Genomic DNA, 25,915 nt, shown 5'->3' on the forward strand with positions numbered 1-25,915 from the left:
GGGATCGGGATCGGGATCGGGATCGGGATCGGGATCGGGATCGGGATCGGGATCGGGATCGCAACAAAGACAAATCCAAGTCCAGGCACAAGACCCAGAATCAGCCTGCCGGACGTGACGAACGACCGGCACAGCCGCGTGACACGCAACCGGAGCATCGCCCCGAACGCAGCCAGCAGTCTGGCAGCAGGGCGCCCAACAAGCCTGGTCGCCACCAGCGTGACGATATTGCGCCGATGCCGGCTGGCGATGTCGTGGGTTTTGGTGAACTGATGCCCGCTTTCATGCTTCTGCCCCGCCGCGACTCCGAACACCCGGATGCGGCAAATGCAGACGCACGCTCCGCAGCACCAACGGAAACCGCACCGCCAGTTCCCGCCGCGACCTGATACATACAGTCGTGACTACGGTAGTCGAGGCACCCGTCCTGTATCTTGCCGCGCAGGGAGACGGCGCTGTGCGCCTGCCAGACGGGCAGGTTACGTATTGCGCGGGCACACTGGCTGGCGAACATGTTCGTCTGGCGCAGAACAACGCAGGCGTGTGGCGGCTGGATACGATCCTTCAGGCGTCGCCCAGTCGCGTTACACCCCCCTGCCCGCTGTCTGGCACCTGTGGCGGATGCTCGCTCCAGCATATGCAGCCCGATGCCCTGCTGGAATGGAAAGTCGGCAAGGTGCGTCATGCGCTGGAAAAAGCCGGGTTTTCCGCCATTCCAGAACCGACACGCTACCAGGTGCCGCCACTAAGCCGCCGCAGGGTGGATCTGGCTGTAAGGCGCACGCCAGATGCCATGCTGGTCGGCCTGCATGCACGCGGTAGCACCACCGTAACGGATATGAGCGTGTGCCCGGTCCTGAACCCGGACATCCTGCGCCTTCTGCCCGCCTTCCGCACGACGTTGCGCAGCCTACAGGCTATTCGCAGCACGGCGAGTCTGCATATCAACCTGCTCGACTCCGGGCCGGATATCGTGCTGCTGACAGATGCCGCGCTACAGGCGCCAGACAGGGTCAGGCTTGCCCGGCTGGCTGAAGAGCATGGCATACCGCGAATCGCCTGGCGGCTGCTCAAGGCCGAGGGCGAGCCCGAAACTGCGGCACAGAACGGGCCGGTTTTTCAGACCATTGCCGGACACAGGCTTACTCCGCCGCCCGGCGCGTTTCTCCAGGCAACCCTACAGAGTGAGCAGGCTATTCAGCAGGCGGTCATGGCAGCCCTGCCGGACAGACTCGGGCGTCGTGAAAGCGTGATCGAGCTTTACGCCGGGTGCGGCACGCTTACGCTCCCGCTCTCCGAACGTTGCCGTGTGCTCGCGTATGAAGGGCATGCCCCGGCCTGCGCAGCCCTGAAGGCTGCCGGCAATACCCGTATTCAGACACACTGCCAGGATCTGAACCGTCAGCCCGTCATGGCGAAGGACCTTGCCAAAACACCGGTGGTGGTGCTGGACCCGCCACATGCGGGCGCCAGACTGCAGATGCGCCAGATCGCCCAGGGCAAGCCCGCGCAGGTGATTTACGTGAGCTGCAACCCCGCAGCTCTGTCAAAAGATGCAGCCATGCTGGCCGACGCCGGATACCGGCTGGACAGCGTGGCTGTCATAGATCAGTTTCTGTGGTCGGCCGAGACTGAGACGGTGTGCAGCTTCAGACGTGAAAGCTCTCACCGCAGCCGCACCGTCCCTTCTCGTTCGGGTTGACGAACACGAATCCGGCCTCCAGATCACCCATCCGGTAATCCATCTGCGAACCGATCAGGAACAGGGTGGCCTTGCGGTCGACCAGCAGGGTCAGGTCATGGTCGCGGATAATTTCGTCCCCGTCGCCCGGCTTTTCGACAAACTGCATGTCATAGGCCTGACCCGAGCAACCGCGCGTGGTGACTGAAATACGCAAAAGCTGACCCGCATGCGCCGTGGCGTATAAGTGCCGCAACCGTTCGGCTGCAGCATCGGTCAGGCTCATCAAGGGCGGGAGTGCGCGCCGTGGCGGAGCAGTGCTGATGCTTTGTGACATCGTTCCGGCCTTTCCTGTGTCAGAACATGTTAAGGGACAGGCGGGCTTCATCGCTCATGCGCGACATGTCCCACGGCGGGTCCCAGACAATTTCGACCTCGGCATTGGTTACGCCGGGCAGTTTTTCAACCGCGTCCTTGACCTGCACAGGCAGTTCCTGCGCACTGGGGCAGTTGGGGGCGGTCAGTGTCATTTCAACGCGCACGCGCCCGTCATCGTACAGGTCAATCGCGTAAATCAGGCCCAGTTCGTAAATATTGACCGGTATTTCCGGATCATGAACCGTGGCGATCGCCTCGATCACCGCATCCTCCGACGGATGCGTGGCCGCCGTACCTTCAGCCGGACTGGCCGAGGATGGGGCGGCATCGTCCCCGTCGGGGCGCCAGCTTTCCACCGCTGCCTGTTCCGCCCCACCTGCGTGGTCCGCGTGCAGAACGTCCGCCGCGTCTGGCGTGGTCAATGTCTGGGGCGTGGGAGCATGGTCCTGAGCGCGCACATCGTCAGTTACGGACATGAGAAAGAGCCTCCTTCAGGGCTATCCACGGCAGTTCGGCACACCGTATACGGGCCTTGTGGGCCCGTACCGGGGCCAGGGCCTGCAAAGCCCCCAGTTCCGCCAGCCCGGGCAGGCTATCCGCGCTGGCCGCCCCGTCCCGCAGCAGGGCGGAAAAACGGCCCGACAGGGCATGAGCCTGTTCGATACTGCACCCGGCCAGCCGTTCGACCATCAGATCAGCCGTTGCCGCACAGATTGCACAGCCCCGCGTATGGTGGCTGATCTGTGCTATATGGTGGCCCTCAAGCCGGATATCGAGCCGCGTACGATCACCGCAAAGCGGATTTTTGCCTTCTCCGCTCACATCGGGCGCGGAAAGAGGGTTCGCATGCAGGGGCTTTTTCGCCCGCGTGACGATCAACCGGTCGTACAGGGCCTCGTCGCTGTCGATCACACAAAAAAGTCCCTGATCCGCACCAGCGTATCCGCCAGTGTGTCGATCTCGTCGCGGGTGGTGTAGATCCCGAAGCTCGCACGGGCGGTGGCACTCAGCCCCAGGCGGCGCATGAGCGGCTCCGCGCAGTGATGGCCCGCACGTATGGCAATGCCGTTGCGGTCCAGCAGGGTCGCAATATCATGCGGGTGCACATCGGCCATGGTGAACGACACCACCCCGCCCCGGCGTGCGGGGCTGCCAACCACAGCAAGGCCCGGCACATCGGCCAGACGGCTCAGGGCATGGGTGGTCAATGCCTGTTCATGCGCTGCAATCGCCTCGAACCCCACATCCTGGACCCAGGACACCGCCGCACCCAGACCGATGGCCTCCACAATGGCGGGCGTGCCCGCCTCGAACTTGTGCGGCAGGTTGGCCCAGGTCGATTTTTCGAAGGTCACGGTGGAGATCATATCTCCCCCCCCCAGGAAGGGCGGCATGTCCTCCAGCAGGGCACGTCTGGCCCACAGCACGCCAATACCGGTAGGGCCATAGAGCTTGTGCCCGGTAAAGGTATAGAAATCCGCAGTCAGGGCCTGCACGTCGGTGCGATGGTGCACCACCGCCTGGCTGCCGTCGAACAGCACCAGCGCACCCGCCGCATGGGCCATGTCCGCGATCTGACGGGCCGGGGTAATACTGCCCAGCACGTTGGACATGTGGGTTATGGCCACCAGCGCCACCTTGCCGTCGGCCAGAAGGGCTTCATAGGCAGGCAGATCGATATCACCCGCATCAGTAATGGGGGCCACACGCAGTTCTATGCCTGCACGGTCACGCAGCATCTGCCAGGGAATAAGGTTGGCGTGGTGCTCCATTTCCGAAATCAGCACCGCCTGCCCCGGCTTGAGCATGCTCCCGAAGGAATGCGCCACCAGGTTGATGGCCTCGGTACTGTTGCGCGTGAAAATAATCTCATCGCGCGAGGGAGCATTCAGAAACGCCGCGACCAGATCACGGGCATTTTCATACGCCTCGGTCGTGCGCTCGCTCATCCAGTGCAGGCCGCGATGGATGTTGGCATACTGGTGGCGCATGGTCTCCGCCATGGCGCTTATCACGGCCTCGGGCTTCTGGGCGGAGGCCGCACTGTCCAGAAAAACCAGCGGCCTGCCATGCACCGTTTCCGACAGGATGGGAAACTGTGCGCGAATGGCCGCGATATCGAAGCCCCCGGTATGGGGCTGTGTGGTGGCTGCGACGCTCATGCGTGGTCTCCCCCCTGGCCGAACCGCTCAGCCATGATGGCCCGGCAGATCGCCTGTGCCGTGTCGTCCGTCACCAGCGCCAGAGCTTCATCCAGGAACGCATCGATCAGAATCTGGCGAGCCTGCACCTCGGGCACTCCGCGGCTGCGCAGGTAGAACAACTGGTCGTCATCCAGCGCGCCCACAGTCGCACCGTGGCTGCACCGCACATCGTCAGCGTAGATTTCCAGTTCCGGCTTGGCGTCGATCTCCGCATCGGGGGAGAGCAGAAGGGCCTGGTTCATCTGGTAACCATCGGTCTTCTGGGCCACGCGTTCCACCAGCACCTTGCCCTGGAACACACCGCGCGCGTGCCCGTCCAGCACATTGCGCACCGTCTGACGGGACACGCAGTCAGGTGCCGCATGGGTGATCACGCTGGTCATGTCGCCTGTCTGGCGTCCGCCCAGCCGTTGCGCGCCGTTGACATGAACCAGAGCATGGGACGCCGCCAGGCAGGCATGCACCTCGTGCCGTGTCAGCACGCCACCCAGCCCAAGGGCAAAGCTGTCATACACACCATGGGCTGCGATTTTGGCGTAAACCGTACCAAGGCTGACCGCCTCGGCCGCTTCAAGCTGGAGGGTGACATGCCGGAGTTCGGCCTGTTCGCCCACATGGATATCCGTGACGGGGTTATGGAAATACGCGCCCTCCCCCGCATGGATGGACAGTACCGACAGGCTGGCCCCCGCCGCAAGCGAGATCGCATGACGCGGGTGGTAGGACAGGGCGTGTTCGCCCGCCAGCCCCAGCGATATGACCGCGATCTGCCCGGCCTTGACCCCAGCGGGCACGGACAGCGTGACACCCCCCGCCGCCAGAGCGGTATTAAGGGCAACCAGCGGGTCCCGATCGGGGGCCGCCTGTAGCCCGAAGGACGAAGACGGGTCAAAAAACTCCACCGTCAGCGTATCGGGCACATGGCTGAGTTCGGGGGCATGGCAGCCATTGACCAGCACCACGCGCGGCAGCGTGGCCAGGCTTTCATGCCGGGCCAGCAGGCCGTCCAGCAGGGCTTTTGCCCGCGCCCGGTCATACGCCGCAGGCGGAGCTGCAAAGCTGTTGCTGCCCAGCGCCCGCAGGGCGGTATATTTCCATGCTTCCGTGCGACGGGTGGGCAGGCCGGTTCGGGCCAGGGCACCCAGAGCAGCCTGACGTTCCGGCCCGGCCACGCCATTCAGACGTTCGGCAAACAGGGCCAGAGGGCCGGGCATGGTTGTGCTGATCGCGTTCACGCTGCCTCCGCTTCCGCCAGGAATTTGGTGTAGCCCTCCCGGTCGATCTCGCGCGCCAGTTCCGGCCCACCGGACAGAATGATCCGCCCCTGCGCCATGACATGGATGCGGTCGGGCACTAGGTAGTCCAGCAGTTTCTGATGATGGGTGATGACAAGGGCGGAAAACTGCGGCGAACGCAGGCGGTTCACACCCTCGGCCACAATACGCAGGGCGTCCACGTCCAGCCCGCTGTCGGTTTCATCCAGAATGGCAAAGCTGGGTTCGAGCATGGTCATCTGCAGGACTTCGTTGCGCTTTTTCTCGCCGCCCGAAAATCCGACATTCACGTTGCGCTTGAGCATGTCCGGGGCCATGGACAGTTCCTTGGCCGCGGCCCGCGCAAGCTTGAGGAAAGCCACAGCGTCAAGCTCGTCCTGCCCGCGCGCGCGACGCACCGCATTGACCGCCGTGCGCAGGAAATTGGCATTGTTCACGCCCGGTAGTTCGACCGGCGCCTGAAAAGCCAGGAAAAGCCCGGCGGCGGCGCGTTCCTCCGGCTCCATGGCCAGCAGGTCCTGCCCCTTGAAGGTGGCCGTGCCGCCCGTGACCTCGTAATCCTCACGCCCGGCGAGAACGTAGGACAGCGTGGACTTGCCGCAGCCGTTCGGTCCCATGATGGCATGCACCTCACCGGGGGGGATGCTCAGGTCCACGCCACGCAGGATCTGCTTTTCCTGCCCGTCAGCATCGATTCTGGCTTTCAGTCCGGAAATTTCCAAAAACTGGCTCATGGTCTGTACTCCCTTACCCAACGCTGCCTTCAAGGCTGATCTGCAACAGTTTCTGCGCCTCTACCGCGAATTCCATCGGCAGTTCCTTCAGAACGTCGCGGCAGAACCCGTTCACGATCAGGCCCACCGCATCTTCCTCGGACAGGCCGCGCTGACGGCAGTAAAAGAGCTGGTCTTCCGAAATTTTCGATGTCGTCGCCTCGTGCTCGATCCGGGCCGCCATGTTGCGGCTTTCGATATACGGCACGGTATGCGCCCCACACTGATCGCCAATCAGCAGGCTGTCGCATTGCGTGAAATTGCGCGCGCCCGACGCCTTGGGCTGCACACGCACCAGACCGCGATAGGTACTGTCCGACCGTCCGGCGCTGATGGTCTTGGCGATAATGGTCGACCGCGTATTGCGCCCGATATGGATCATTTTGGTGCCGGTATCGGCCTGCTGGCAGTTGTTCGTGACCGCGACCGAATAGAATTCCCCCACAGAGCCTTCACCCTGGAGAATGCAGGACGGATATTTCCAGGTAATGGCCGAGCCGGTTTCCACCTGAGTCCAGGAAATCTTGGACCGCGCGCCACGGCACGCGCCACGCTTGGTCACAAAATTGTAGATACCGCCGCGCCCTTCCTCATCCCCCGGGTACCAGTTCTGCACCGTGGAATACTTGATGGAGGCGTCATCCATGGCCACCAGTTCCACCACAGCCGCGTGCAACTGGTTTTCATCGCGCATGGGGGCCGTGCAGCCTTCGAGGTAGGAGACGGAAGCCCCTTCCTCCACCACGATCAGCGTACGCTCGAACTGCCCGGTATTGCGCGCATTGATACGGAAATAGGTAGACAGTTCCATAGGGCAACGCACGCCCTTGGGCACGTAAACGAACGAGCCGTCCGTGAACACGGCGGAGTTCAGCGCCGCGAAGAAGTTGTCGCCCGCCGGAACCACGCTGCCCAGGTAGCGGCGCACCAGTTCGGGGTGTTCCTTCACCGCCTCTGAAATGGGGCAGAAGATCACCCCTGCCTCTTCCAGCGTCTTGCGGAAGGTCGTTGCAACCGACACGCTGTCGAACACCGCATCCACCGCCACAGGCGGGCGGGCGGTTTCGCCCTCGGGCAGTTCCACGCCGGCCAGCAGGGCCTGTTCATGCAGCGGAATACCCAGTTTTTCGTAGGTTCTCAGCAGCTCGGGGTCGACTTCATCAAGGGATTTCAGCCCCGGCTTGCGACGGGGGGCCGCATAGTAATGCAGGTCCTGATAATCGATCGGCGGGTAGGACACCTTGGCCCATTCGGGCTCGCGCATGGCCTGCCATGTGGCAAACGCCGCCAGACGCCATTCCAGCATCCATTCCGGCTCTTCCTTGCGGGTGGAAATCAGACGGATGATGTCTTCATTCAGGCCCTTGGGAGCCATATCCATCTCGATTTCGGTCTCGAAGCCCCATTTATATGTGGACTGACCGAGCTTTTCGACGGCTTCGCGGGTTTCTGTTACGGCCGGCATGACCTAGGCCCCTCCACGCAGTTCTTGAACAGTACTTGCCACGCCATTGCTGTAGGGTCTTGGCGGACGGATTGTCTGGCTCTGGCGCATGCTCTCGAGCGATATGCCCTCCAGCGTCGTGCGGATTGCCTGATTGATCGTATCCCAACTGCCGCACAGGCTGCATGTTACGCCGTTATCGCACCCACCGCCATCGACACAGGCGGTCAGGGCGATCTTGCCGTCTACCGCCGTGATCACGCTGGCGACAGAAATGTCGGCAAGTGGTCGGGCCAGTCTGTAACCGCCCTTGGCCCCACGTTGCGAGAGCACGAAACCGTCCCCCGCCAGCACCTTGAGCACCTTGGCAACCGTCGGTTCGGGCACGCCTGTCTCTGCCGCGAGGCAGGGCGAGGTCACGACCCCGGCCTGTTCGCCCAGCTTGACAAGAATGACGATCGCGTAGTCCGCCAGGCGGGAAAGTTTCAGCATTATCCGGCCTTCACCAATTAAAGACCTGTGCGGTCCTGTTTCGGATACATGGCCTCAAGAACGGCCTGCGTCAACCCAAATCGGCGGGAATATTGCCACCCGCATAGCTGTCCATCGCCCTGCCCGCGCCTGAACGCCGGAAGGGGCGAATTCTACTGGGCGTTCAGCCCGAACATGAGCCGCAGGATGGCAAACAGCAGAGCCCCCACCCCAAAGCCCACCAGCGTACCGTTGAAACGGATGAACTGAAGGTCCTTGCCGACGCGCAGTTCCAGACGGTCCGCCATTTCCACCGTATTCCAGCCCGAAACCACGCGTGCAATAAAGTCACCCACCCGTTCCCGCGCGAAGGGCAGCATGCGCAGCACGGCGTGGTTCGTCCCGTCCACGATACGCCGCCGCAGCACGTCGTCGGTCCGGGCCTGCGTGGCAAGACGGCTCAACCCATCACGAACCAGAGAGGCCACGCGCCCCTCGGGGTCCTCTATGTCGGACTCCACCATGCGGCGGAATCTGTGCCAGATATCGCCCCACCAGCCCGCCACGCTGTCATGCGACAGAACGGACATGACGGCCTGCGTGAACTCCCGCCCGCGTTCGGGGTCGGTTTCGATCCGGTCCACCTGGGCGCGCACCCAGGTCGTAAACCCTTCACGCAGGCTGGAATTTTCGGGGTCCACCCGTTCCAGTTCCTTGCCGGCCGCCAGAATGACCTTGGTGGCAATGGACCCGCCAATGGCCCAGCCCAGAAAGCGGCCACCCTGTTCACGCACCCGGTCCTCGATCATGGCGCGCAGCGACGATTCCTTGGATTGCAGGCCGTCCTTGATCTGGCCCAGCAGATAGGACAGCACCTCCTGGTGCCGGTCGTCATCCACCATGCTGCGCAGCGCCTTGGCAATAACGGGCGCCAGGTCGTTCCCGCCAAGGAGTCGCGGCAATACACGGGCCAGCCCGCGACTGGCGCGCCCGTCTTCCAGCCGGTCGAGAATCTGCGGTGTGGAGCGGGTTACGGCCCCGACAATCGTGTCCTGTGTTGCGGAATCGTCGAGCATACGGGCGACAAGCGCTGGCACGTCCATCTGCGCAAGCACCCGCGTGACTTCTTTTTCCGTAAACACCTGCCCGGCCACAAAACGCCCCAGCGCATTGCCCAGGCGGTCTTTCTGGGCAGGCAGGATCGCCGTATGCGGAATCGGCAACCCCATCGGGTGACGGAAGAGCGCCACCACCGCGAACCAGTCTGCCAGCCCGCCAACCACGCCCGCACGCGCCCCGGCACGCAGCATTTCCAGCCAGAAACCGTCCCTGACCCAGCCGGCCGCGGGTGCCGCGTAACCCAGAACGGTCAGCCCGCCCATCAGCACCAGCAGGCCCGTAGCCGCTCTCTTGTATCGCCGCAGCACCTGCCGGGCGGCGAAATCCCCTGTGTTTTCGACCTGTGACGTCATGCCTGTTCGATAGCACCCCGCAGCCCCGGCCCCAAGTGGCTGGCATCATCTGCGCACCCATAACGCGTGACACCCCTGTCCGGCGCAGTCGCCCCCGATATCCGCCCTGCCCCCCTCTGCCTGGCTGAAATGGGGCAGGTCCGCCACAGACGCGCCCCATCCGGCCGCAGGCTGTTGCACGCACCCTGCAGACGTGAAAAGACTCTTCACCGCGTTTGCGCATAACGTCACATGTCTTACCGACCAATCCTGCAAGGACCCCGCGCGCCCCATGTCCCCAGATTTTTCATCTCTTCCGCCGCGCATCCGCACTCTGCTTGCATCCGTGGGCGACTCATCGGCGCCCGGCACTGTGGCGGAAGGCACCAATCCGGTCATGGCGACGGCCCTGCGCCTGGGCGAGGCCTTCGAGCGCGAAGAGATCGGCTATGACGATATTCTCACCCTGATCCGCGCCCTGCGGGACGAGGCGTTTCTGAACCGCGCACGGCGGCTGCACCGTTACGTGGGAGGGGCCACCCCCGCCGCCGCGCACGAAAAACTGCGCGACGTGGCCGAACACATCCGCGCGACCCTGCCCGAACCCACATTCGCCGCGTATCAGGAAGCAACCAGCACCATCCGGTTCGCGGCCGTGTTTACCGCGCACCCGACATTCGCGCTGAGCAACCCTGTCTATGCGGCGGTGGCAGCCAGTGCCTCCACCGTCATGCCGCCCGAAACAGCCCCTTTTTTCGAGACACACCGCCGCACCGCCCCCCCGACGCTGGAGGAGGAATTCACGCTGGCCGCGCAGGCCATAACCCGCGCGCGCGACGCCATAGACCTGCTCTCGGCCGCCTTGCTGGAAACCGCGAAAACCGCCTGGCCGGACAACTGGCAGCACCTGGCCCCGTGCCCCGTCATTGCCACAAGCTGGGTCGGTTACGATACGGACGGCCGCACGGATATTGGCTGGTGGGATACCCTGCGTCTGCGCCTGCGCATGAAACTGTTCCAGCTTATGCGTCTGGAACAGCAGATCACCCATGAAGGCGTTCTGGCCCCCGACCTGGCGCAGACGCTGCAAAACGCCATAGCCTGCGTGAAAGGGCAGATCAGCGCAGCCCCCACAGGGCCGGCCGACGTTCAGGCCGTGGCCAACTTCGCCCAGCTTATGGTGGACGGGCGCGCAACAGCCCTGACCCACGCAGCAGAGCTTGAAGACCTGCTACAGGCCGCAATCGACAGCGCGGCGCCCTCCGCACAGGTGCCGCTGGCCGTGGCCCGCGCAGGCTTTATGGCCCATGGGCTGGGGCTGGCCCATACACATGTGCGCCTGAACTCCGTGCAGGTGCATAATTTTGTGCGCCAGAAGCTCAAGCTGCTGGACGACCCGGGCAACCCCGTGCACCGACGCGCCCTGCTTATTCAGGTGAACGAGGCGCTGGAGGCCGTCGAGCCCGTGCCGGTCGATTTCGGGGCGTTGCTGAACGATTCCTCCACCGCCGGGCGACTGCTGATGACCATCGCCCAGATCACCAAATTCGTGGATACGAAAACACCGGTCCGCTTCCTGATCGCGGAGACCGAAACCGGCTACACGCTTCTGGCGGCACTCTGGGCGGCAACCTATTTCGGCGTTGCCGGACAGATCGAAATTTCCCCGCTGTTCGAAACGGAAGAAGCACTGGTCAATGGCGCGCACATTGTGGAGGAAGCCCTGCGCTCCCCCGCGTGGCGTGACTATGTGCGGCGCATGGGGCGTATCTGCTTCCAGTTCGGCTATTCCGATTCCGGGCGTTATATCGGCCAGCTTGCCGCCTCCTACCAGATCGAGCGGCTGCGGCTGCGCATCGGGGATCTGCTGGCCCGCTGGGGCCTGTCCGATGTCACGGTCGTTTTTTTCGACACACATGGCGAAAGCATCGGACGCGGCGCGCATCCGTTCCGCCTGGCGGACAGGCTCGACTATCTGTCTCCAGCCCATGTCCGCAACCGTTTCGAGGAAAGCGGCATTGTCTGGCGGGAAGAAACATCCTTCCAGGGTGGAGACGGCTATCTGCTGTTCGGCACCCCGGAACTGGCGGGGGCGACACTGGCCACCATTGCCGAAAACATCTACCTGCCCCACCGACAGGACAGCGACCCGATTTACGACCACCCCGATTTCGCGGCGGATTTTTTCTCCAGCGTGATCGACAACATGAAAAGCCTGGTGGCCGACCCCGGCTATGCGGCATTGCTCGGGGCGTTCGGCCCGTCTCTGATCGACCGCACAGGCTCGCGCCCACCTGCCCGCCAGAGTGCCGAAGCCGCGACCCGCAGCCGTATTACCCATCCCGGCCAGCTACGCGCCATTCCCAACAACGCCATCCTGCAGCAGTTGGGCTGGTGTGCCAACACGCTTCAGGGGCTGGGAGCCGCCGCCCGCCGCCACCCCGAAACGTTCGAAACCCTGAACACCTCCAGCCCGCGCTTTTACCGCGCCCTTGATTTCGCGCGTCATGCCCTGGCCAGTTCTGACGACAAGGTGCTCAAGAGCGTCGTGTGCATGCTGGACCCCGGCTTCTGGCTGGATCGCGCGACAGAGGAAAACACCGCCAAGCGGCGTCAGGCTTTTCTGGCAATCATGCGGGATCTGGAAAAACTGAATCTCTCGGCCGAATTACAGACCCTGTTCCGCCGTATCCAGGCGGATCATCTGGCCCTGCGCGAGGCTTGGCAGCATGCACCCCGGGTTGAGCCGCGCATTCGCCTGCTGCATGCGATCCGTATCATGCTGATCGAACGCATCTGGCTGCTGGCATGCCGTATTCCGTTCTTTATGCCCCGGGGCGGTTTCAACCACGAAACCATGATGCAGCAGGTCCTCTGCCTGGAAATCCCGGCGGTCCTGCAGGAACTGGGCAATATTTTCCCCACCGGCAGCGGCCCATCGGAACTCGACTTCCATGAACCTGCGGGCCCGCGGGACGAAAGTATTTATATCCGCGAACACAGGGAAATTTTCACGCCCATGGCGCAGTTGTTCGAACTCCTGCGCGAGATCAGCGTCGCCCTCATGCACGATATCGGCGCCTTTGGCTGAACACGTCGAATTCGGACATCGGGTAAAAAAAGGCCGCACCCCGTGAAGGTGCGGCCTTTTTCTGCTTTACAGGCACATGGCTGCCACCCTATCGCCTGAGAGGCATACAATACAGGACCGTCTCTTCGGTATGGATGGTGTAGTGCCCGATATAGAGAGCATAAAAATCGAAATGCGTTTTCACGTAGTCGATCAGCTCAAAAATATCATTGGGTTTGTGATACAGGGAAATGGCCAGCTTCGGACGGAAACGCCGGATACTGTCCTGCGCCCCCTTGAGTGTTTCCAGTTCCGCACCTTCCACATCCAGCTTGATGAAATCGATCTTTTCAATTTCACCGCGCGCGACAAGAAGGTCGAGCGATATAAGCGGCACGACCTGCGAAGCCGCCGAAAAACCCGGTGCATAATGGTTGGTGACCATCAGCGGGGCTTTAACCTCGTGATCTGAAAGTCCGTAGGGCATCGCAACGACATTACGAAGCGGAAACTGCTCGATATTATAATTCAGAATATCGATATGTTCCTTCACGGGGTCGAAGGAATAGATCTTTCCTTCCGGGCCAACGGCATTGGAAAACACCAGCGCCGTATCACCCGTGCAAGCACCCCCATCGATGACGACATCTCCGACTTCAGGCGCAATACAAACGCCGTCCTGATCGTAAAAATATTGCCTGCGATAAAGATAGGATTCAAACCCCAGACAGTCAGCAACATAGCGCTTGCCATGAAATTCAAAATCATAATGCCGCAGTTTGCCGAACATGCCGGTTACCGGGTAGGGGCTCTCCGTTGGTTTCTCGACAGCTTTCAGCGCCTCAAGATCCTGGGGCCGGGAAAGAAACTCGGCCGGAATCCTGAAAGAAAGATGGCCGACCAGCCGGTACACAATCAGGCAGATATACAGCAGCTTAGAACTGTCATTACCAAGAGCCGAATACGCCTTGAACAATTCCTCTCTTTTGAAAAAGAACCATGTAAAATAAAAAATCCTCGAATTCAGTTCAAAATCCCCGGAAAGATCCTGCCCCCCGACATTGAACCTTTCAGCATCAAAATTATCGCTTAAATTATTGAATTTAAGACTATTAAGACTCATTCCAAGAATAACATTATAAAAGTTATCTAAACTACCAGGAAGATTGGCTGACATTACATTTTTTCCATCTGCTGATATTATTGATTGCTATTATACATTTTCATTCCTCGCTGCAATCTCAGCTACCGCCACTATAGTATGTTGTTTCGGTCGAAGCAGAGCGAACGGGCATACCTTGCAACACCAAACAAAAAGGCCGCCCCTTACGGGAACGGCCTTGATGTCTACAATCTGGAATGCTCCAGAAATCAGCGGGACGCAGCCATGATTTCGTCGGCCACGTTGCGCGGCACCGGATCGTAGTGATGGAACTGCATCGTGAAGGATGCACGACCCTTGGTCATGGACCGCAGGTGGGAAATGTAACCGAACATTTCCTTCAGCGGCACATAGGCGCGCACCATAACCGTGGAACCCGAAGTTTCCTGGTTCTGGATCATGCCACGACGACGGTTGAGATCGCCCACCACGTCACCCACGTGATCGTTCGGGGTGGTGACTTCCACATCCATGATCGGTTCGAGAATAACAGGGCCAGCCTTCTTCATGCCTTCGCGGAAGCAGGCCTTGGCGGCGATTTCGAACGCCAGTGCGGACGAGTCGACGTCATGGTACTTACCGTCGAGCAGCGTGAACTTGAAGTCCACGGTCGGGAAGCCAGCCAGCACGCCGGTGGAGGACTGAACGCGAATACCCTTTTCAACCGCCGGGATGTATTCACGCGGCACGGTGCCGCCAACAACCTGATTTTCGAACAGGATACCGCCGTTACGTTCGACCGGCTCGAAGCTGATCTTGACTTCAGCGAACTGACCCGACCCACCGGACTGCTTCTTGTGGGTATAGGTTTCCGTGTGGGTCTGCGAAATGGTTTCGCGGTATGCCACCTGCGGCGCACCTACATTCGCTTCCACGCCGTATTCGCGACGCAGACGGTCGATGATGATGTCCAGATGCAGCTCGCCCATGCCCGACAGAATGGTCTGGCCGGTTTCCTGGTCGGTCTTGAGCTGGAGCGAGGGATCTTCACCGGCCAGCTTCTGCAGGGCCAGCGTCATCTTCTCGACCGCGTCCTTGGTCTTGGGCTCGACGGAGATGTCGATAACCGGAACCGGGAAGGACATGCGTTCCAGCACCACCGGATCGGAGCCGTCGGCCAGCGTGTCACCCGTCTGGGTGTCCTTCAGGCCCACGAACGCCGCGATATCACCGGCATGCACTTCGGTCAGTTCTTCGCGCTTGTCGGCATGCATCTGATAGATACGGCCGATACGTTCCTTGTGGCCCTTCGTGGTGTTCAGAACGGTGTCACCCGTCTTGAGAACGCCGCGATAGACGCGCACGAAGGTCAGCGTGCCGTATTTGTCGTTGATGATCTTGAACGCCAGACCGGCGAACTTGCCATCGGGGTCGACGGGGATGATCGGCTGGTTCTTGTCGTCGGCTTCCTCGCCTTCGGGCGGGGCGCAACGAATGCCGGCCACGTCGTCAGGGGCGGGCAGATAGTCGATGATCCCGTCGAGCAGGGGCTGCACGCCCTTGTTCTTGAAGGCCGTGCCGCACAGGACGGGACGGAATTCACCGCTGATGGCACCCTTCTTGATGCACTTCTTCAGCGTTTCAACAGACACATCGCCCTTGTCGAAGTATTCTTCCATGGCGGCTTCATCGACAGCCAGGGCCGTGTCCAGAAGTTCCTGGCGCGCCTGGGCGGCCTTTTCCTTCAGGTCGGCGGGAATTTCCTCGTCATGGAACTTCGCACCCAGTTCACCGCCTTCCCAGACGATGGCCTTCATTTCCACCAGGTCGACAACACCGATGAACTGGTCTTCCGCACCGATGGGGAGCTGCAGCGGAATGGCGATGATATCGAGCTTTTCCTTCAACGTGTCGAACGCGCGGTAGAAGTCCGCACCCGTACGGTCGAGCTTGTTGATGAAAATGATACGCGGCACGTTGTACCGGTCAGCCAGACGCCAGTTGGTCTCGGACTGCGGCTGAACGCCAGCCACACCCTCGATGATGAACACGGCACCGTCGAGCACGCGCAGCGAACGGTTCACTTCGATGTTGAAGTCGATGTGTCCGGGCGTATCGATGATGTTGATCCGGTGGTCTTTCCAGTCGCACGTCACGGCGGCGGAGGTGATGGTGATACCACGCTCACGTTCCTGCGCCATGTAGTCGGTCGTGGTGTTACCTTCGTGCACTTCACCGATTTTGTGGGAAACGCCGGTGTAATACAGGATGCGCTCGGTCGTGGTCGTCTTACCGGCGTCGATATGGGCGGTAATACCGATATTGCGGATCTTGGAGAGATCAGATTTGGCGGACACGAAAACCTCCAGAAAACAGGTCAGGCGCGACAGGAACCCCTTCGCGCCTGTGGCCACCGAACACCACGGGCCCAACCTGAAACATTGCCGTTCAGGAAGGCCGGCTGCCGGATACCGGCCGATAGACAAAGATGCCTGGCAAAAGGCCAGTCACCCGAACCACACAGAAACCGGGTTCCTGCCACATGACCGCATGGGTCAGGGACATGAAACCCGGCTCCGCCGAAAACAGACGCTGAAAAATCAGGCGCTGACGGCGTCCTGCTTCTTGGCCTGAGCGCGCTGCACGCGGCGCTTGACGACCAGCGCTTCGGTCGGGAGCTTGCGGTTGGGCGTGCTCAGCAGGAACGCGTCCAGGCCACCATTGTGTTCAATGGTGCGCAGGCCACGGGTGCTGACGCGCATACGCACGGCAGAACCCAGGATTTCGGAAACCAGCGATGCTTCCTGCAGGTTGGGCAGAAAACGGCGACGGCTCTTGTTGTTGGCATGACTGACGTTGTTTCCGGTCAGCACGCCCTTGCCGGTGATGTGGCAACGACGGGACATTGTCTCATCCTTAGTCTTGACTAAAAATAGGGAACACAGGGCCGAGACAAATGCCCGGCATCTACATCCATGATTGGCGCGGCTTATGACTGACCCGCCGCCTCCAGTCAAGGGTTGTGCCCAGGCTTTCTCGCCCGAGGGCCAGTTTAATTGCCCGGCCCGGCCTCGGTGTCGGCATGGACGGAGGCATGGACATCCCCCGAACGCACACTGGCGGCCGCGGAATCGAGAATGCGCAGAACGGTGTCACGGTCCATGCTGCGCGCCAGCACGCCCAGAGCGCCACCCAGCAGGGCTGACGCCACGGCAAGGGGGGGGAACTTTTCCTGCTTGAGGTGGTCTATGGCGTGTTCGACCACCATGGCGCAGCGCGCCAGATCTTCGGGCACGTCGGGACCGGCACCCGCATTGTCGCCGGTATTATGCGCTGTATCAGCCATCTCTCTCTCCCTTGCTGCGCCACCCCCCGGATTCGACGGGCTGTCGCTTCTGGCCGTTCATGGGCCGCCAATCCTGGACACGCTCAAGCCCCTTCGCTGCCCTGTGCCGCCCACATGGCGGCATATGGCCCGCCTTCGGCCAGAAGGGCCGCATGGGTTCCACGCTGCACCACAAGCCCCTGCCCCATCACCAGGATTTCGTCCGCATCCACAATGGTGGACAGGCGATGGGCTATGACAAGTGTCGTGCGTCGGGCGGCTACGGTTTTCAGCGCGGCCTGAATTTCTTTTTCGGTATGTGTGTCCAACGCGCTTGTGGCCTCGTCAAGCACAAGAACGCGTGGGTCTTTCAGAATCGTCCGGGCAATGGCCACGCGCTGCTTTTCGCCCCCCGACAGCTTCAGCCCGCGTTCACCCACCCGGGTTTTGTAGCCATCGGGCAGAGAGGCGATGAAATCGTGGATCTGGGCCAGTCGGGCCGCCTGTTCCACCTCATCCTGCGTGGCCCCAAGGCGACCGTAGGCAATGTTATAGCCGATCGTGTCATTGAACAGCACGGTATCCTGCGGCACCACGCCAATGGCCGCACGCAGGTCTGCCTGCCTGTAATCGCGCACATCATGGCCATCCAGAAGCACCGCCCCGGATGACACATCGTAAAAGCGGAACAAAAGCCGGCTGATGGTGGATTTACCGGCCCCCGTACTGCCGACAATGGCCACCTTGTGGCCCGGCTCCACCACAAAGCTGACCCCGTGCAGGATTTCGCGGTCGGGGCGGTAACCGAACCGGACATCGCGAAACTCCACCCTGGCCGGGGCGGAATTGGCCAGCGTTGTCGCAAGGGGGAGCGGGGTGGCGGGGTCCGCCACTTCCACCGTCTCGTCCGCAAGGCCCAGCATGTGTTCGAGGTCGACCAGCGCCGTGCGGATACCCGAATAAACCGAACCGAGGAAATTGAGCGGACCGTATAACTGGAGCAGGTAGGTGTTCACCATCACGAACTCACCCACGGTAATACGCCCGGCCTGCACGTCAAACCCGCCCAGCAGCATGATGGCGGCCAGGGACACGGCAATAATGGCCGCCTGCCCGAAGTTGAGCGTACCCAGCGAATACTGCGTGCTCAGCGCGGCCTGCTCGTAACGCGCCTGTGCGTTGTCGTAGCGTGTGGCCTCGTGCTCCTCGTTCCCGAAATACTTGACGGTCTCATAATTGAGCAGACTGTCCAGCGCCTTGCCGGTGGCTTCGCTGTTCGTTTCGTTCATGCGCCGCCGTATGCCCAGCCGCCATGTCGTGAACCGTACGGTGAACACGATATACGCCACGATCATCACCCCCATGAGGACGACGTATTTCCAGTTGAAGATATGCCCGATCACACCCATGACCAGCGCCGCCTGCAAGATGGTGGGCGAGATGGACATGATCATGCGCAGCAGGGTTTCCACCGCCTCCGTCCCGCGCTCTATGGCACGGGTCACGCCGCCGGTGCGACGGTCGAGGTGGAAACGCATGGACAGCGCATGCATATGGCGGAAACTGCGATACGCCGCCTGCCGTGCAACCCTGAAGCGCACGGGCGCGAACAGCGCGTCACGCAGGTTTGTCAGCGCCGCCGCGACAAGGCGGACAACCCCGTAGCCGATAATAAGCAGGGCGGGCGCCATGGCCAGGCTGTCGGGATGAACGAACCGGTCCACCACACGGCTGTAGACAAGCGGCACCGCCAGTGTCGCGAACTCGCCCGCCACCATGACCGCCAGCACCAGCACCACGCGCCAACGCAGGGCGCGGTTTCCCTGTGGCCAGAGATAGGGCAGAAGGCGCGCGAATGTCGTGCTTGCCGGTTTGTGCAGCGGCCCGGACGCCGCATGGGGAGAAGGACGCATGATCTGGATTTGGCATGCCGGGCTGTTTTTGCAAACCCCGAAGCCTTGCCACGGCGGAGCGCACACCCGATAACAGGTGCCTTATTTGCCCGCCACGGGCTGACAGGACGGTTCATGTCTTCTGACCCATCGCCTTTCATGAGGCATCTCCAGCACTGCAATTCCGCGACCCTGCAGGGTGGGCGGGCACCGTTTTCCCTTGCGGGAACGCCCGCGGGCTGGATCACGCCCGCATTGTTCGACCGGCTCGAAAACGCGGGGCTGGGCAGCAGGGCGCAGGGGTTCGACCTGCCCCACCCCGACCGGCTTGAAGCCCTGGGAGAAACGCTGGCGACAGAGGGATATTACAAGTCCCACCATGAAGTGTTCGATGTCATGCCCGATCTGGGTGAGCCCGTTCTGGGCCGGATCGACCGCGGCGCACTCCCGCTGTTCGGGCTGGTGGCCGTAGGCGTTCACATGAACGGGCTGGTGCGCACGCCGCGCGGCCTGCACCTGTGGGTCGGGCGGCGGGCAGCCAACAAACGACTGGACCCCTCCAAGCTCGATCATCTCGTGGCAGGCGGCATGCCCGCCGGGCACACGCCGTTCGAGGCTCTGACGAAGGAAGCCGCGGAAGAAGCCAGCATAGGCCCCGAGCTTGCGGCCCAGGCCACACAGACCGGCCGGATCGTGTATGCGCTCAACCGCGAGGAAGGGCTGCGCCGCGATATTCTGTACTGCTACGACCTGTACCTGCCCGAAAGCTTTACCCCCGCCGCCGCCGATGGCGAGGTTGAATCCTTCGCCCTGATCGCGCTGGAAGAAGCGTTCAGGATCGTGCGCGATACGGATGACTTCAAGTTCAACGTCAATCTGGTGCTGATCGACCTGTTCCTGCGTCAGGGGCTGATCGACCCCTCAAGCCCCGAGGGGCGGATGCTGCGCGCCGGGCTGGACAAGGGGCTTTCCCCCGCAAGCCCGGGCCGGACCCTGGCCCGGGCCTGAACCCGCAATCACGCTGGTCGTAACCGCTCTGACTACGACCAGCCAGGCCGCACATGTCACGGCCCGCGCAGGTTCAGCCCGGCAACGCCATGCCCCTGCGCCGCCATACGCCCCCTTATGAGCCCGAATAGCGTGCCTGGGCCATTGCACTGGCCTCGGCCTCGGCTTCCTTCAGTCCCGCCAGCAGGCTGACGCGAATTTCCTCCAGCCGTTTCTTGTCGGTAATTTTCAGGCCGAACATGTCCTTGACGTAGAACACGTCCACCGCCCGCACACCGTAGGTGGTGATATGGGCCGAGGCGATCTGAAGGCTTTCGCGGCTCATGGCCTGGGTTACGTCATGCAGCAGGCCGGGGCGGTCGCGGCCGTTGATTTCGATCACCGTATGGGTGTTGGACACACCGTTATCCACCACCACCCGTGGCGGCACATGAATGGCGCGCATACGCATGGGCATGTGCCCGAAGCCGGCCTGAGCGATTTCGGCCTCGATGTCGATCTGTCCGCTCAGGCCCTGCTCTATCAGCGATGACAGGCGCGCCAGACGGTGTGTTTCCTCATAGGCCTGGCCGGACGTGTCCTGAATCCAGAACGTATCCAGCGCCATGCCATGTGTCATCGTATGGATGCGCGCATCCACGATGGAGGCTCCGGCCAGGGCCAGTGCTCCGGCAATTTTGGAAAACAGCCCCGGCACGTCCACCGTATAGACCGTCACTTCCGTAACCCCGCGCGCAGGCAGGGGCAGGACCTCGACCGTCAGCGGGGAGTCACGGCGGTCGGCCTCGCGGATCAGGCGGGCGTGGCGGCTATGGGTCTCATAGTCGAAAGACAGCCAGTACCCGGCGTAACCCAGCCCCAGAAACCGGTCGATATCGCGCCGGGAGACACCTTCCTCGGTCAGGATTTCGGCTGCCGTATCCTTGGCGTGGCGCACGCGCACGTCACGCTCGGTCGTGGCGAGCCCGCCTGCCAGCACCTCAGCCACGCGCACGTAGAGTTCACGCAGCAGGGTCGCCTTCCAGGCGTTCCACACCCGGGGGCTGACCGCGCGCATGTCCACAATGGTCAGCAGCAGCAGAAGGCGCAGCCGCTCGGGCGACTGGACGATATCGGCCACATCCAGAATGGTCTTGGGGTCGTCGATATCGCGCTGGAAGGCCGTATGGCTAAGCAGCAGGTGATGCAGCACCAGCCACGAGACCGTCTCGGTCTCTTCGCCCGACATGCCAAGGCGGGGACAGAGTTCGGCGGCGATCTCGGCCCCGATCTCGGAATGGTCGCCCCCGCGCCCCTTGGCCACGTCATGCAGCAGCACCGCCATATACAGTGCGCAGCGCGATTGCAGGTCCTTGATGAGGTCGTAGGCAATGGGAATTTCATCGGCCATGCGCCCGGCCACGACTTCATCGAGAATACGCACAGCCTCGATCGTGTGTTCATCGACCGTAAACACATGATAGGTGTCGAACTGCATCTGCCCGACAATGCGCGCCCAGTCCGGGATCAGTCGCCCGAAAATACCGGTCTCGTTCAGGATATGCAGCCAGTGCGAATGCCCCGATGGCGGGTGGCTGCCATAGGCGGCCGAATAGGCGGGCGTGGTTTCCTCCGCCGCCACGGCAGCCGCGACCGCACTGGCCCTGCGCCGGCGGGGGCGCTGTTCCTCCTGCGGTATTTCGCCGCAGAGCAGGTCCAGAAAAATACGGGCCGCTTCGGGGTCGTCGCGCAAGGCGGTGGCGCGGCGTTCCCAGCGGATAAGCTGGTGGCGGGCCAGAGGGTGCAGCGGCCTGCGGCGCAGGCGGGCCCAGTCCAGGATCTGCATCATCTTGATGGGGTCCTGGTCGAACGACACACCGCGATCGGGCAGGATCTGTCCGTCCAGCAGGGTAAACCCGGCCTCGCGCATGGCGTCATCGGGCTTGGCGGCATGCGCGACCGGCCCCTGCGCCTGCCGCAGCACGGCGGGTTCGAGCACATGGGTCAGGCGCATGACCTCACGCGCGGTCAGGAAGTAATGGCGCATGAAGCGTTCAACGCCATTCTGGCGGCCATGGCGGGTATAGCCCATGCGCGCGCCGATCACCGGCTGCATGTCGAAGGTCAGCCGTTCTTCCGCCCGACCGGCGACGTAATGCAGGTGCAGGCGCAGGGTCCACAGAAAGTCCCACGACCGGCGGGCGCGGGCCGCTTCCTGCTCGGTCAGCAGGCCCATCCAGATGAATTCCGGCGCCAGCAGGTCCTTGACGTGGCGGGTGCCGAATGTGTTGCGACACATCCAGTACAGGGTCTGCATGTCGCGCAGACCGCCCCGCCCTTCCTTGATGTTGGGCTCCACCAGATAAGGGCTGTCACCAAAGCGGCGGTGGCGTTCAAGCCGCTCGCTCCGCTTGTCATGGATGAACCCCGCGGGCCCCGCTTCCACGCTGGCAAGGATATAGCGCGCCTCGAACATGGCAAAAAACGCCATATCCCCCATCAGCAGCCGCGCATCCAGCAGGGCGGTGCGCACGGTCGTATCCTTCGTCGCCTCATCGATACATTCGGAGATGGTGCGCGTGGCATGCCCTACCTTGAGCCCCAGGTCCCACAGGAAATACAGCACGTATTCGATCAGCGGATGAACCCGTTCCCCGACGTCATCCCCGATCAGGAACAGCAGGTCGATATCGCTGAACGGCGCCAGCATGCCACGGCCATACCCGCCCGTGGCCGCCACGGCAAACCCGGAAAGTCCGCTTACGGGCACCCCGCCCGCCCCATGCAGGCCCGGATTGGCGCGAATGGCCAGGTCGATGATCGCGCGCAGCATGACGTCGGTAAAAGCTGCGATCAGCTTGGCCGAAGCCGCCCCTTTAAGTTCATAACGTTCGAAGCGGTTGCGCACATCCGCCTGGTAGCGCCCCAGATAGCGGCGGAAGATCGCCACGGCTTCTTCCCGCTCGGGGGTTGCGGCGTCCGGGGCCGTGGCGTCCCTGAGTTCCCGCGTCAGGCACGCGGCAAGGGCTTCTGGCGTCAGCGCGGCCAGCACGGTCATGTCGGGCTGCTGCCCGGGGGCAGCGTGTACGGGAGAAATGGACATCGGGGTTCGGGTTCGATTCCTGAAGAATAAGAAGACCTGGGTGACACGATACGATCAGGACTGGAAAGACTGCTCCACACCATCGGCCTGCTGCCGTGCTTCCCTGCAAAGCTCATAAAGCAGATCCAAGGCACCTCTGGGGGTCAAGGTATCGGGATCAATGTCCATCAGGCGTTGTCCTAGCGTATTTTCAGGCACCGTGGGTATTGCCTTGTGCGCCTCGAACAGCGGTAGCGGCTCGGGTATTGTATTTTCAGCACGCTCCAACTCGCGCAGCAAGCGCCCCGCCCTGTCCACCACGCCAGCGGGCACACCGGCCAGCCGCGCCACATGCACGCCCCAGCTTTTTTTGGCCGTGCCCGCCAGCACCTCGTGCAGGAAGACAATCTGGCCCTGCCATTCCCGCACGGCCATCGTATGCAGGCACAGCCGGGGCAGCGTATCCACAAGCCTCCCCAGTTCGTGAAAGTGGGTTGCAAAAATCGCGCGGCAGCGCACAGTGGAATGCAGGGCTTCCAGCACCGCCCAGGCAATGGCCAGACCGTCCAGCGTTGCCGTGCCACGCCCGATTTCGTCCACCACCACCAGGGAGCGCGGGCCCGCCTGGTTGAGAATGGCCGCGGTCTCGGTCATTTCGACCATGAAAGTCGAGCGCCCCCGCGCCAGATCGTCCGACGCGCCCACGCGCGAGAACAGCTGGTCGACCACGCCGATATGCGCCCGGTCCGCCGCAACCGGAAAACCCGCCTGCGCCAGAATGACCGCAAGGGCTGTCTGGCGCAGAAAAGTCGACTTGCCCGCCATGTTCGGCCCGGTCAGCAGCATGATCCTGTATTCCGGCGCAAGATCGCAGCTATTGGGCGTAAAGCGTACGCCCGCGGGCAGGGCGGCTTCCACCACCGGGTGGCGGCATCCCTCAAGGCGGAAGGCCGTATCGTCGGTAACACTCGGGCAGCACCAGGTTCCCCCGGTGGCAAGAACGGCGCAGGATTGCAGCACGTCCACCACCGCCAGCGCCTGGGCCACGGCGGGCAGGTCGGATTCGGCCAGAATATCCGCGACCAGCCCCGCGAACAGCGCTTTCTCGCGCTGGGCGGCCTTGTCCGCCGCCTGCATGATGCGGGCGTCCAGGCTGGCCAGTTCGTCGGTGACAAAACGCGCCGTGCTGGCCGTGCCCTGCCGCAGAATAAGCTCGACCCGGTCTTTCAGCCGGGTCGCGGCGCCCACCGGCACTTCCATGACGTAACCAAGCTGGGCGTGGTGACGGATCTTGAGACTGGCCATGCCGTAACGAGCAGCATATTCGCCCTGCAACTCCGCAATCAGGCGACGTGAATCGTCACGCAGGCTGCGGTGTTCATCCAGTTCCACATCGAAACCGGGGGCCACCACCCCGCCGTCATCCAGCTTGGCGGGCATATGCTCGGCCAGGGCGCGGCCAAGCCGGGCCCTGAGCCCCTCTGCCCCGCCCAGGCAGTGTACGGCTTTTTGCAGGATTTCAGGCAGGGCAGCCTGCCCACCACCAAGTGCGGCCGCCGCGTCCCGCGCCGCCCCAAGACCGTCCCGTATACCGGCAAGGTCACGCGGCTGCCCGCGCCCCACGGACAGGCGGCCCAGGGCACGGGCCATGTCAGGCGCTTTTTTAAGGGCGTCACGCAGGGACTGGGCCCGCACGGGCTCGTCCTTCAGCCACAGCCACCCGGCCTGCCGACCAGCGATCCGTTCAACCTGCGTCAGGGGGGACGCCAGCCATTCGGCCAGTTGCCGCGCCCCTGCCGCGCTGACTGTGCGGTCGAGAGCTGCGAACAGCGTGTGGTCGGCCCCACCGTCACGCGCGCGCAGAATATCCAGGCTGGCACGGGTGGCGGGGTCTATGCTCAGCACGCCGCCATCGTTCTGGGGCACGGGATGCGCCAGGCGCGGCATCTGCCCGGCCTGGGTACGGCGCACGTAATCCACGGCCTGCGCGGCCGCCAGGGTTTCCTCGTCCGAGAACGTGCCGAACGCTTCCATGCTGGCCACGCCGAACGCCGCAGCCAGACGCTGGCGCGCGCTCTCAGTCGGGACGGGAGCGCGTTCGGGGGCCAGACGCATGGCATAGTCGCCCAGTTCCACCCCGGATGACGCCAGAATTTCCGCCGGGTCCAGCCGCGCCAGCAGGGCTGGCAGGGCGCGCCCGGTCAGTCTTGCGGTTTCGAACAGACCGGTCGAGACATCGATCCATGCCGCACCCAGCCATGCCTGCGCCGGGTTTGCCCCGTCTCGCGTGCTATCTCGCCCGCTGTCACGCGCGCGCCGCCCCCGGCCTGCGGCGGCACCCTGAACCAGCGCCAGCAGCAGGTTGGAGCGGCCGGGTTCAAGCAGTTCGTCCTCGGTCAGGGTGCCGGGGGTGACAAGCCGCACCACGGCCCGGGCCAGCGGCCCCTTGCTGGGGCGACCACGGACCGGGGTTTCCGTCTGTTCGGCCACCGCCACGCGAAAACCACGCCGGATCAGCCGCGCCAGATAGGCAGGTGCTGCCGCCACCGGCACGCCGCACATGGAAATGGGTTCGGACGCATGGCTCCCGCGCGCGGTCAGGGCAATGTCGAGTGCGGCAGCCGCCGTCACCGCGTCGTCAAAGAACAGTTCGTAGAAATCGCCCATGCGAAAAAACAGCAGGGCTTCGGGATTCTCGGCCTTGAGCGCGAACCACTGCGCCATCGCCGGAGAGGCGCCTTCGGGGGAGATGCGTGTCATGCCCATATCATAAAGAGATGC

20 protein-coding genes are annotated in these 25,915 nt (G+C 62.7%); 4 read left to right on the forward strand and 16 right to left on the reverse strand.

What is annotated here, in order from left to right; genetic code table 11:
- A partial coding sequence (locus ABF990_RS04075) for a hypothetical protein (protein ID WP_415506481.1) occupies nt 1-273 on the forward strand: 273 nt, incomplete at its 5' end.
- A 127-nt stretch (nt 274-400) separates the two neighbouring features.
- Nucleotides 401-1,702, forward strand: coding sequence for a class I SAM-dependent RNA methyltransferase (locus tag ABF990_RS04080; RefSeq protein ID WP_415490288.1), 1,302 nt, complete (start codon nt 401-403; stop codon nt 1,700-1,702).
- Here the strand turns inward: ABF990_RS04080 and ABF990_RS04085 are convergent.
- From ABF990_RS04085 to ABF990_RS04125, 9 genes are all read right to left on the reverse strand, one after another.
- On the reverse strand, nt 1,650-2,018 hold the full coding sequence (locus tag ABF990_RS04085; RefSeq protein ID WP_415490287.1) for a HesB/IscA family protein: 369 nt from the start codon (nt 2,016-2,018) through the stop codon (nt 1,650-1,652). The genes ABF990_RS04080 and ABF990_RS04085 overlap by 53 nt on opposite strands.
- 19 nt (nt 2,019-2,037) lie before the next feature.
- Nucleotides 2,038-2,535, reverse strand: a complete 498-nt coding sequence (locus tag ABF990_RS04090; protein WP_415490286.1) for an SUF system Fe-S cluster assembly protein — start codon at nt 2,533-2,535, stop codon at nt 2,038-2,040.
- A complete protein-coding gene (gene sufU / locus ABF990_RS04095; RefSeq protein ID WP_415499977.1) occupies nt 2,522-2,971 on the reverse strand; it encodes a Fe-S cluster assembly sulfur transfer protein SufU in 450 nt (149 codons plus the stop codon). The genes ABF990_RS04090 and sufU overlap by 14 nt, the downstream gene beginning before the upstream one ends.
- Nucleotides 2,968-4,221, reverse strand: a complete 1,254-nt coding sequence (locus ABF990_RS04100) for an aminotransferase class V-fold PLP-dependent enzyme (RefSeq protein ID WP_415490284.1) — start codon at nt 4,219-4,221, stop codon at nt 2,968-2,970. The genes sufU and ABF990_RS04100 overlap by 4 nt, the downstream gene beginning before the upstream one ends.
- Complete coding sequence (gene sufD / locus ABF990_RS04105) at nt 4,218-5,477, reverse strand: Fe-S cluster assembly protein SufD (protein ID WP_415490341.1); 1,260 nt, start codon at nt 5,475-5,477, stop codon at nt 4,218-4,220. The genes ABF990_RS04100 and sufD overlap by 4 nt, the downstream gene beginning before the upstream one ends.
- 17 nt (nt 5,478-5,494) lie before the next feature.
- Nucleotides 5,495-6,271 carry a Fe-S cluster assembly ATPase SufC gene (gene sufC, locus ABF990_RS04110; protein ID WP_415490283.1) on the reverse strand — a complete coding sequence of 259 codons (777 nt, stop codon included), beginning with the start codon at nt 6,269-6,271 and terminating at the stop codon, nt 5,495-5,497.
- 13 nt (nt 6,272-6,284) lie between these two features.
- On the reverse strand, nt 6,285-7,775 hold the full coding sequence (gene sufB, locus ABF990_RS04115; RefSeq protein WP_415499978.1) for a Fe-S cluster assembly protein SufB: 1,491 nt from the start codon (nt 7,773-7,775) through the stop codon (nt 6,285-6,287).
- Between the two features lie 3 nt (nt 7,776-7,778).
- Nucleotides 7,779-8,246, reverse strand: a complete 468-nt coding sequence (locus tag ABF990_RS04120) for an SUF system Fe-S cluster assembly regulator (RefSeq protein ID WP_415490281.1) — start codon at nt 8,244-8,246, stop codon at nt 7,779-7,781.
- A 152-nt stretch (nt 8,247-8,398) separates the two neighbouring features.
- Nucleotides 8,399-9,697, reverse strand: coding sequence for a DUF445 domain-containing protein (locus ABF990_RS04125; RefSeq protein ID WP_415499979.1), 1,299 nt, complete (start codon nt 9,695-9,697; stop codon nt 8,399-8,401).
- A 271-nt stretch (nt 9,698-9,968) separates the two neighbouring features.
- On the opposite strand from ABF990_RS04125, the gene ABF990_RS04130 reads away from it, so the two are divergent.
- Nucleotides 9,969-12,767 carry a phosphoenolpyruvate carboxylase gene (locus tag ABF990_RS04130; RefSeq protein ID WP_415499980.1) on the forward strand — a complete coding sequence of 933 codons (2,799 nt, stop codon included), beginning with the start codon at nt 9,969-9,971 and terminating at the stop codon, nt 12,765-12,767.
- A gap of 88 nt (nt 12,768-12,855) precedes the next feature.
- Here the strand turns inward: ABF990_RS04130 and ABF990_RS04135 are convergent, their stop codons facing one another.
- The 5 genes from ABF990_RS04135 to ABF990_RS04155 form a co-directional block, all read right to left on the reverse strand.
- The gene (locus tag ABF990_RS04135) at nt 12,856-13,923 is read right to left on the reverse strand and encodes an FkbM family methyltransferase (protein WP_415490277.1); all 1,068 of its coding nucleotides are present in this window, start codon (nt 13,921-13,923) and stop codon (nt 12,856-12,858) included.
- A 194-nt stretch (nt 13,924-14,117) separates the two neighbouring features.
- The gene (gene fusA, locus ABF990_RS04140; RefSeq protein WP_415490276.1) at nt 14,118-16,205 is read right to left on the reverse strand and encodes an elongation factor G; all 2,088 of its coding nucleotides are present in this window, start codon (nt 16,203-16,205) and stop codon (nt 14,118-14,120) included.
- A gap of 243 nt (nt 16,206-16,448) precedes the next feature.
- On the reverse strand, nt 16,449-16,754 hold the full coding sequence (rpmB, locus tag ABF990_RS04145) for a 50S ribosomal protein L28 (protein ID WP_415490275.1): 306 nt from the start codon (nt 16,752-16,754) through the stop codon (nt 16,449-16,451).
- Between the two features lie 146 nt (nt 16,755-16,900).
- Nucleotides 16,901-17,194 (reverse strand): hypothetical protein, encoded by a 294-nt coding sequence (locus tag ABF990_RS04150; protein ID WP_415490274.1) that lies wholly within the window; start codon nt 17,192-17,194, stop codon nt 16,901-16,903.
- 83 nt (nt 17,195-17,277) lie between these two features.
- Complete coding sequence (locus ABF990_RS04155; protein ID WP_415499981.1) at nt 17,278-19,086, reverse strand: ABCB family ABC transporter ATP-binding protein/permease; 1,809 nt, start codon at nt 19,084-19,086, stop codon at nt 17,278-17,280.
- Nucleotides 19,087-19,200: 114 nt separating this feature from the next.
- Between ABF990_RS04155 and ABF990_RS04160 the strand changes: the two genes are divergently transcribed.
- A complete protein-coding gene (locus tag ABF990_RS04160; RefSeq protein WP_415499982.1) occupies nt 19,201-20,073 on the forward strand; it encodes an NUDIX domain-containing protein in 873 nt (290 codons plus the stop codon).
- A gap of 115 nt (nt 20,074-20,188) precedes the next feature.
- Here ABF990_RS04160 and ABF990_RS04165 read toward each other — a convergent pair whose 3' ends face one another.
- On the reverse strand, nt 20,189-23,155 hold the full coding sequence (locus ABF990_RS04165) for a [protein-PII] uridylyltransferase (RefSeq protein ID WP_415490271.1): 2,967 nt from the start codon (nt 23,153-23,155) through the stop codon (nt 20,189-20,191).
- Nucleotides 23,156-23,209: 54 nt separating this feature from the next.
- Nucleotides 23,210-25,894, reverse strand: coding sequence for a DNA mismatch repair protein MutS (mutS, locus tag ABF990_RS04170; RefSeq protein WP_415499983.1), 2,685 nt, complete (start codon nt 25,892-25,894; stop codon nt 23,210-23,212).
- Nucleotides 25,895-25,915: the final 21 nt, after the last annotated feature.

The sequence above is a fragment of the Acetobacter sp. genome (assembly GCF_047723915.1).
GTDB lineage: Bacteria > Pseudomonadota > Alphaproteobacteria > Acetobacterales > Acetobacteraceae > Acetobacter.

Excerpts from the sequence above, each read along its gene's own strand:
- ABF990_RS04085 (WP_415490287.1), bottom strand. The coding sequence starts at position 2,018 with ATGTCACAAAGCATCAGCACTGCTCCGCCACGGCGCGCACTCCCGCCC.
- ABF990_RS04090 (WP_415490286.1), bottom strand. The coding sequence starts at position 2,535 with ATGTCCGTAACTGACGATGTGCGCGCTCAGGACCATGCTCCCACGCCC.
- ABF990_RS04100 (WP_415490284.1), bottom strand. The coding sequence starts at position 4,221 with ATGAGCGTCGCAGCCACCACACAGCCCCATACCGGGGGCTTCGATATC.
- sufD (WP_415490341.1), bottom strand. The coding sequence starts at position 5,477 with ATGCCCGGCCCTCTGGCCCTGTTTGCCGAACGTCTGAATGGCGTGGCC.
- sufC (WP_415490283.1), bottom strand. The coding sequence starts at position 6,271 with ATGAGCCAGTTTTTGGAAATTTCCGGACTGAAAGCCAGAATCGATGCT.
- sufB (WP_415499978.1), bottom strand. The coding sequence starts at position 7,775 with ATGCCGGCCGTAACAGAAACCCGCGAAGCCGTCGAAAAGCTCGGTCAG.
- ABF990_RS04120 (WP_415490281.1), bottom strand. The coding sequence starts at position 8,246 with ATGCTGAAACTTTCCCGCCTGGCGGACTACGCGATCGTCATTCTTGTC.
- ABF990_RS04125 (WP_415499979.1), bottom strand. The coding sequence starts at position 9,697 with ATGACGTCACAGGTCGAAAACACAGGGGATTTCGCCGCCCGGCAGGTG.
- ABF990_RS04130 (WP_415499980.1), top strand. The coding sequence starts at position 9,969 with ATGTCCCCAGATTTTTCATCTCTTCCGCCGCGCATCCGCACTCTGCTT.
- ABF990_RS04135 (WP_415490277.1), bottom strand. The coding sequence starts at position 13,923 with ATGTCAGCCAATCTTCCTGGTAGTTTAGATAACTTTTATAATGTTATT.
- rpmB (WP_415490275.1), bottom strand. The coding sequence starts at position 16,754 with ATGTCCCGTCGTTGCCACATCACCGGCAAGGGCGTGCTGACCGGAAAC.
- ABF990_RS04150 (WP_415490274.1), bottom strand. The coding sequence starts at position 17,194 with ATGGCTGATACAGCGCATAATACCGGCGACAATGCGGGTGCCGGTCCC.
- ABF990_RS04155 (WP_415499981.1), bottom strand. The coding sequence starts at position 19,086 with ATGCGTCCTTCTCCCCATGCGGCGTCCGGGCCGCTGCACAAACCGGCA.
- ABF990_RS04160 (WP_415499982.1), top strand. The coding sequence starts at position 19,201 with ATGTCTTCTGACCCATCGCCTTTCATGAGGCATCTCCAGCACTGCAAT.
- ABF990_RS04165 (WP_415490271.1), bottom strand. The coding sequence starts at position 23,155 with ATGTCCATTTCTCCCGTACACGCTGCCCCCGGGCAGCAGCCCGACATG.
- mutS (WP_415499983.1), bottom strand. The coding sequence starts at position 25,894 with ATGACACGCATCTCCCCCGAAGGCGCCTCTCCGGCGATGGCGCAGTGG.